7 protein-coding genes are annotated in these 6,210 nt (G+C 68.2%); 6 read left to right on the forward strand and 1 reads right to left on the reverse strand.

Annotated elements, in window-relative coordinates; all coding sequences use genetic code 11:
• The 3 genes from ACWD4G_RS45510 to truA form a co-directional block, all read left to right on the forward strand.
• Positions 1 to 314: DNA-directed RNA polymerase subunit alpha C-terminal domain-containing protein (locus tag ACWD4G_RS45510; RefSeq protein ID WP_308812713.1), on the forward strand; the 314-nt coding region annotated here is incomplete at its 5' end.
• Between the two features lie 188 nt (positions 315 to 502).
• A complete protein-coding gene (rplQ, locus tag ACWD4G_RS45515) occupies positions 503 to 997 on the forward strand; it encodes a 50S ribosomal protein L17 (RefSeq protein ID WP_451304628.1) in 495 nt (164 codons plus the stop codon).
• A gap of 150 nt (positions 998 to 1,147) precedes the next feature.
• Positions 1,148 to 2,011, forward strand: a complete 864-nt coding sequence (truA, locus tag ACWD4G_RS45520; protein WP_451304630.1) for a tRNA pseudouridine(38-40) synthase TruA — start codon at positions 1,148 to 1,150, stop codon at positions 2,009 to 2,011.
• 24 nt (positions 2,012 to 2,035) lie between these two features.
• Here truA and ACWD4G_RS45525 read toward each other — a convergent pair whose 3' ends face one another.
• On the reverse strand, positions 2,036 to 2,920 hold the full coding sequence (locus ACWD4G_RS45525; RefSeq protein ID WP_451304632.1) for a hypothetical protein: 885 nt from the start codon (positions 2,918 to 2,920) through the stop codon (positions 2,036 to 2,038).
• 447 nt (positions 2,921 to 3,367) lie between these two features.
• Between ACWD4G_RS45525 and rplM the strand changes: the two genes are divergently transcribed.
• The 3 genes from rplM (at position 3,368) to glmM (ending at position 5,982) form a co-directional block, all read left to right on the forward strand.
• Positions 3,368 to 3,811, forward strand: a complete 444-nt coding sequence (gene rplM / locus ACWD4G_RS45530; RefSeq protein ID WP_031034795.1) for a 50S ribosomal protein L13 — start codon at positions 3,368 to 3,370, stop codon at positions 3,809 to 3,811.
• 42 nt (positions 3,812 to 3,853) lie between these two features.
• On the forward strand, positions 3,854 to 4,366 hold the full coding sequence (gene rpsI / locus ACWD4G_RS45535; RefSeq protein ID WP_451304634.1) for a 30S ribosomal protein S9: 513 nt from the start codon (positions 3,854 to 3,856) through the stop codon (positions 4,364 to 4,366).
• Between the two features lie 257 nt (positions 4,367 to 4,623).
• Positions 4,624 to 5,982 carry a phosphoglucosamine mutase gene (glmM, locus tag ACWD4G_RS45540; protein WP_451304636.1) on the forward strand — a complete coding sequence of 453 codons (1,359 nt, stop codon included), beginning with the start codon at positions 4,624 to 4,626 and terminating at the stop codon, positions 5,980 to 5,982.
• Positions 5,983 to 6,210 lie beyond the last annotated feature (228 nt).

Consider the following 6,210-nt stretch of genomic DNA (forward strand, 5'->3'; position numbering starts at 1 on the left):
CGCCGACGGACGCCGCGCTCGCCGCCGACCTTGCCCTGCCGATCGAGGAGCTGGAGCTCACCGTCCGCTCCTACAACTGCCTCAAGCGTGAGGGCATCCACAGCGTGGGTGAGCTGGTCGCTCGTTCCGAGGCCGACCTGCTCGACATCCGCAACTTCGGAGCGAAGTCGATCGACGAGGTCAAGGCGAAGCTGGCCGGGATGGGTCTGGCGCTGAAGGACTCGCCTCCCGGGTTCGACCCGACCGCTGCGGCTGACGCGTTTGGCGCCGACGATGACGCGGACGCCGGGTTTGTCGAGACCGAGCAGTACTAGTCGCTCCGCGAGACGGCCGGATTTTGACTGCGGGTCCGTAGTGGCTGGTCGCGCAGTTCCCCGCGCCCCTTACGGGGCGCGGACCCTCCGGAGTCGAAGAGAACTCCGGATCTCCGACGGGCGACCGCCCGCTCGGATACTGACCTCGGTACCTGATACGGCCGGGGCAGACATACAGGAGAAGAACAATGCCGAAGCCCGCCAAGGGTGCCCGTCTGGGCGGCAGTGCCGCGCACGAGAAGCTGCTCCTCGCGAACCTCGCGAAGGCGCTGTTCGAGCACGGTCGTATCACCACCACCGAGGCGAAGGCCCGCCGTCTGCGGCCGTACGCCGAGCGTCTGGTCACCAAGGCGAAGAAGGGCGACCTTCACAACCGCCGCCAGGTGCTCCAGGTCATCACGGACAAGAGCATCGTGCACACGCTCTTCACCGAGATCGGCCCGCGGTACGAGAACCGTCCGGGTGGCTACACCCGTATCACCAAGATCGGTAACCGTCGTGGCGACAACGCGCCCATGGCTGTCATCGAGCTGGTCGAGGCGCTGACGGTTGCGCAGCAGGCTACGGGTGAGGCCGAGGCCGCCACCAAGCGTGCCGCCAAGGATGCCGACGCCGCTGCCGCTGAGGCCAAGGTGGACACCACCAAGGCCGAGGACGCTGCCGCTGAGTCCGAGGACGCCTAAGCGTCTGCCGGGGGCTGTTTGTCTGCGGCTGCGGCTTTCGTTGTGGCTGGTCGCGCAGTTCCCCGCGCCCCTTAAAGACGGGGCGCGCTTGAGTGGGCCCGTTCCTGTATAGGAGCGGGCCCGCTTTTCTTTACCTGAGAGGATTCGCGGGTGAGTGATGAAGTTCAGCCCGGTTTTGTTCGTGTCCGGCTCGACCTCTCCTATGACGGGACCGACTTCTCCGGGTGGGCCAAGCAGGCCGGGGGGCGGCGGACCGTGCAGGGGGAGATCGAGGATGCCCTGCGTACGGTCACTCGGTCTCGGGAGACGTTTGAGCTGACCGTCGCCGGGCGGACCGATGCCGGGGTGCATGCTCGGGGGCAGGTGGCCCATGTGGATCTGCCGGAGCAGGTCTGGCGGGAGCATCACGAGAAACTGCTCAAGCGGCTTGCCGGGCGGTTGTCGAGGGATGTACGGGTGTGGGCGCTGCGGGAGGCGCCGAAGGGGTTCAATGCGCGGTTCTCGGCTGTCTGGCGGCGGTATGCGTACCGGGTCACCGACAATCCCGGGGGTGTCGATCCGTTGCTGCGCGGCCATGTGCTGTGGCACGACTGGCCGCTCGATGTGGACGCCATGAACGAGGCGGCGCGGGGGCTGCTCGGCGAGCACGACTTCGCCGCGTACTGCAAGCGGCGGGAGGGGGCCACCACCATCCGTACGCTTCAGGAGCTGAGCCTGGTGCGGGGGGAGGACGGGATCGTCACCGCCACCGTGCGGGCCGACGCGTTCTGTCACAACATGGTGCGGTCGCTCATCGGCGCGCTGCTGTTCGTGGGGGACGGGCATCGGGGCGCCGAGTGGCCGGCCAAGGTGCTGGCCGCCGGGGCGCGGGACTCCGCCGTGCATGTCGTACGGCCGCACGGGCTGACCTTGGAAGAGGTCGGATATCCCGCCGACGAGCTGCTGGCCGCGCGGAACAAGGAGGCGCGGAACCGGCGGAGCCTGCCGGGGGCGCCCGGGGGTGGCTGCTGCTGACCCCGGGCGGCGGCCGGAGAGGGGCTACTGCTCGTTGGCTGCGGCGGCCGCCTGGGCCTCGCCCCGGCGGTGGATCTGCTCGTACGTGGACTGGCTGAGGTCGTCGCCGGCGGTGAAGACGGCCTTGTCCTTCTCCGTCACGTCCTTGCCGTTGGTGAAGCCGGAGAGGGTGAAGTAGGCGTAGCGGCCGTAGGAGTTGGCGGTCGTACGGCAGAACGTCGTACGGCAGAAGGCGGGGACGCCGTCGCCCGAGAGGGAGACGATGGTGCTCTTCTTGTCCCAGCCGTCCTTGACCTTGGACGCCTTGGCCTCGGTGTCGAACAGGGCGACGCCGATCGTGACCGCGATCTTGTCCCGCTCGTAGGTCACACGCATGAAGCGGGTGCAGTCGTTGTCGGTCAGGAGCTTGTCGAGGGCTCCCTGGACGGCCGAGGCGCAGTCCTTCGTCGAGGCCGTGGGGCCCTTGCGGTAGACCTCGTCGTCGCGCTTGGTCAGCTGGGAGCCCGGGAAGAGGATGTCCGGGCTGATCGGCGCCTTGTCCTTCTCCGCGCTGGAGATGAAGTCCTTCGGGTCCAGCGGGGGCGGGGCCGTGGTGGGGGCGAACGACGGGTCCGTCTTGGCGCTGGCGCTCGGGATGTCCGCCGTGGCCGGGACGTCGTTCGGGCCGTTCGCCGTGGTGTTGCCGCTGTTGGCGTTGACGACGGCGACGGCCACGGCGGCACCTATGCCCACCGTGGCGAGGGCGCCGCCGACGATCAGCAGCAGGCGGCGTCGTCTGTTGCGCGTTTCGGACTGCTCGGCTAGTGACGCCCAGTCCGGGGTCTGGTTGTTGGAGGAACTCCACTGATCGCCCCACGGATTGTGGGAACCCCCGGGGCTCCACTGGGACCCCCCCTGCCCAAAGCTCATGGGACGGAGTTTAGACGGGGGAAAGGGGGTCCTGAGCAGTTCCCGCAAGGACTTGAGCCCCTAGTGTGATGAGGGACGCGGGGGCAAAAACGGCAACTGTGGGTGGGTGGGGCGAAGCTCCGGGTGCGTGATCGGTCGCCGTTCGCCCGGCGGTCGGGTCAGGGGCGGTATGAGTGCCGGGCGGCGGCCGTGCCAGGACGGTGCGGCCGACGTGGCCGGCCGGCGTACGGCGGTCGTTTTGACCCGTCCGGGGCTTCCCGGCTAAGCTCAAGGTTCGTTGTGTGTACTGGCTTGCTCATTCTCACGTGAGAGGCCTTACACCGGTCCGCCGGGCCGATGACCAGCGACCAGCACGCGGTTTGCGTCACCGCTGTGCGGTCAGGGCTGTCGTGATCGTCTTCGGTGACCTTGTCAGGAACCTCACTGAAGAAGCGAAGGCTACGAACCGTGCGTACGTACAGCCCCAAGCCCGGCGATGTGACGCGTCAGTGGCACGTCATCGACGCTCAGGACGTTGTCCTGGGTCGTCTCGCCACCACCGCCGCGACCCTGCTCCGCGGCAAGCACAAGCCGATCTACGCCCCCCACGTCGACGCTGGTGACTTCGTCATCATCATCAACGCGGACAAGGTGCACCTGTCCGGCAACAAGCGGACCCAGAAGATGGCCTACCGTCACTCCGGCTACCCGGGTGGTCTGCGCTCGGTCCGCTACGACGAGCTGCTGGACAAGAACCCGGAGAAGGCAGTCGAGAAGGCCGTCAAGGGCATGCTCCCGAAGAACTCGCTGGGCCGTCAGATGCTCTCGAAGCTGAAGGTCTACAAGGGTGACCAGCACCCGCACGGCGCGCAGCAGCCGCAGCCGTTCGAGATCACCCAGGTCGCGCAGTAAGTCCGGCCACCCCCTAAAGCTGAAGAGAATCTGAGGAGAATCGTGGCCGAGACCACTGCCGAGCAGCCCTTCGAAGAGCTCGACATCGAGAGCTACACCACGGAGTCGGACGTCGCCGTCGAGGGCGAGTACACCTCCGAGTCCATGGCGTCCCGTTTCGGCGAGCCCCAGCCGGCCGCCGGCCTGGGCCGTCGTAAGAACGCCATCGCCCGCGTCCGGATCGTCCCGGGCTCCGGCAAGTGGAAGATCAACGGGCGTACGCTCGAGGACTACTTCCCGAACAAGGTCCACCAGCAGGAAGTCAACGAGCCCTTCAAGGTGCTGGAGCTCGAAGGCCGCTACGACGTCATCGCCCGTATCGCGGGTGGCGGCGTCTCCGGTCAGGCCGGTGCGCTCCGTCTCGGTGTCGCCCGTGCGCTGAACGAGGCCGACGTCGACAACAACCGCGGCCCGCTCAAGAAGGCCGGCTTCCTGCGTCGTGACGACCGTGCGGTCGAGCGCAAGAAGGCCGGTCTGAAGAAGGCCCGCAAGGCTCCGCAGTACAGCAAGCGTTAATCAGCGCCCTTTTCGCGCTGTTGCTTCGCCGCACCGCACGCAACGCCCCGGAGGCACATCCCTGTGCCTCCGGGGCGGTTTGCGTAGCAGGGGCAGGCGTTTATCGCAGGCTTATCCATGGACTGCCGCTACAACCCCGATAGGGGGAGGACAGTCTCAGGGGATGTACTTGGTCCGGGCGTGCCGGGACACTCAGGGACACCTGGTACGGGATCGGGTACGAGCCGTACATTCTCAGCAATTCGGAGGACACCACAGTGGGACGACTCTTCGGCACGGACGGCGTGCGCGGTGTCGCCAACGCGGATCTGACGGCCGAGCTGGCGCTCGGACTCTCCGTCGCGGCGGCACATGTACTCGCCGAGGCGGGCACGTTCGAAGGCCACAAGCCGGTGGCGGTGGTCGGGCGGGACCCGCGAGCGTCCGGGGAGTTCCTGGAGGCGGCCGTCGTGGCCGGCCTCGCCAGCGCGGGCGTCGACGTGCTGCGCGTCGGTGTGCTGCCCACCCCCGCGGTGGCGTTCCTCACCGGCGAGCTGGGCGCCGACCTCGGGGTCATGCTCTCCGCCAGCCACAACGCCATGCCCGACAACGGGATCAAGTTCTTCGCCCGCGGCGGGCACAAGCTCGCCGACGATCTGGAGGACAAGATCGAGCGGGTGTACGAGGAGCACCGCACCGGGGCGCCCTGGGACCGGCCCACCGGGGCGGGCGTCGGACGCGTCCGCTCGTACGACGACGGGTTCGGGCGGTACGTCGACCATCTGCTGTCTGTACTGCCGAACCGTCTCGACGGGCTGAAGGTCGTGCTGGACGAGGCGCACGGCGCTGCCGCCGGGGTGTCGCCCGAGGTGTTCCGGCGGGCCGGGGCCGAGGTCGTCACCATCGGGGCCGAGCCGGACGGGCTCAACATCAACGACGGGTGCGGGTCCACGCATCTCGGGCTGCTGAAGGCCGCCGTCGTCGAGCAGGGCGCTCAGCTCGGTATCGCGCACGACGGTGACGCCGACCGGTGTCTCGCCGTGGACCACGAGGGCAACGAGATCGACGGGGACCAGATTCTCGCGGTGCTCGCTCTCGCGATGCGTGAGCGGGGGGTGCTGCGGGGCGACACCGTCGTGGCGACCGTGATGTCCAACCTCGGGTTCAAACTGGCGCTGGAGCGGGAGGGGCTGAAGCTCGTTCAGACGGCGGTCGGGGACCGGTATGTGCTGGAGGAGATGAAGGAGCACGGGTACGCGCTCGGGGGCGAGCAGTCCGGGCATGTGATCGTGCTGGACCACGCGACCACCGGGGACGGCACGCTGACCGGGCTGCTGCTGGCGGCTCGGGTCGCCGCGACCGGGCGTACGCTCCGGGAGTTGGCCGGGGTGATGGAGCGGCTGCCTCAGGTGCTGGTCAATGTGCCGGATGTGGATCGGTCGAAGGTCGGTTCGTCGGTGGAGCTGGCAGTGGCTGTGGCTGAGGCCGAGGCCGAGCTGGGGGGGAATGGGCGGGTGTTGCTTCGGCCTTCGGGGACTGAGCCGTTGGTGCGGGTGATGGTGGAGGCGGCCGATATCGAGCAGGCTCGGGCTGTGGCTGGGCGGTTGGCGGATGTGGTGAAATCCTCGCTTGGGTAGTGGGGGTTTGGTCCGGGTTCGGGGTGGGGGGTTCTCTGTGTTGCGGGCTGCGGCGTTCGTTGTGGCTGGTCGCTCCCCCACTCTCGGCTTCGCTCGAGCGGGAGGGACCCCCATCGCGGCGGAGCCGCACATGTCAGTGGGCGGTTCGTGAGTCTTTGAGTGGGTCTGTTGTCGCCTGATGGTGTGGCGGCGGGGCGGAATCTGGCGGTCCGCGGTTGGTGATCTGGT

This window comes from Streptomyces sp. NPDC002643 (assembly GCF_053592555.1).

Coding starts and splice junctions, on each gene's coding strand:
- rplQ (WP_451304628.1), top strand. CDS start 503: ATGCCGAAGCCCGCCAAGGGTGCCCGTCTGGGCGGCAGTGCCGCGCAC.
- ACWD4G_RS45525 (WP_451304632.1), bottom strand. CDS start 2,920: ATGAGCTTTGGGCAGGGGGGGTCCCAGTGGAGCCCCGGGGGTTCCCAC.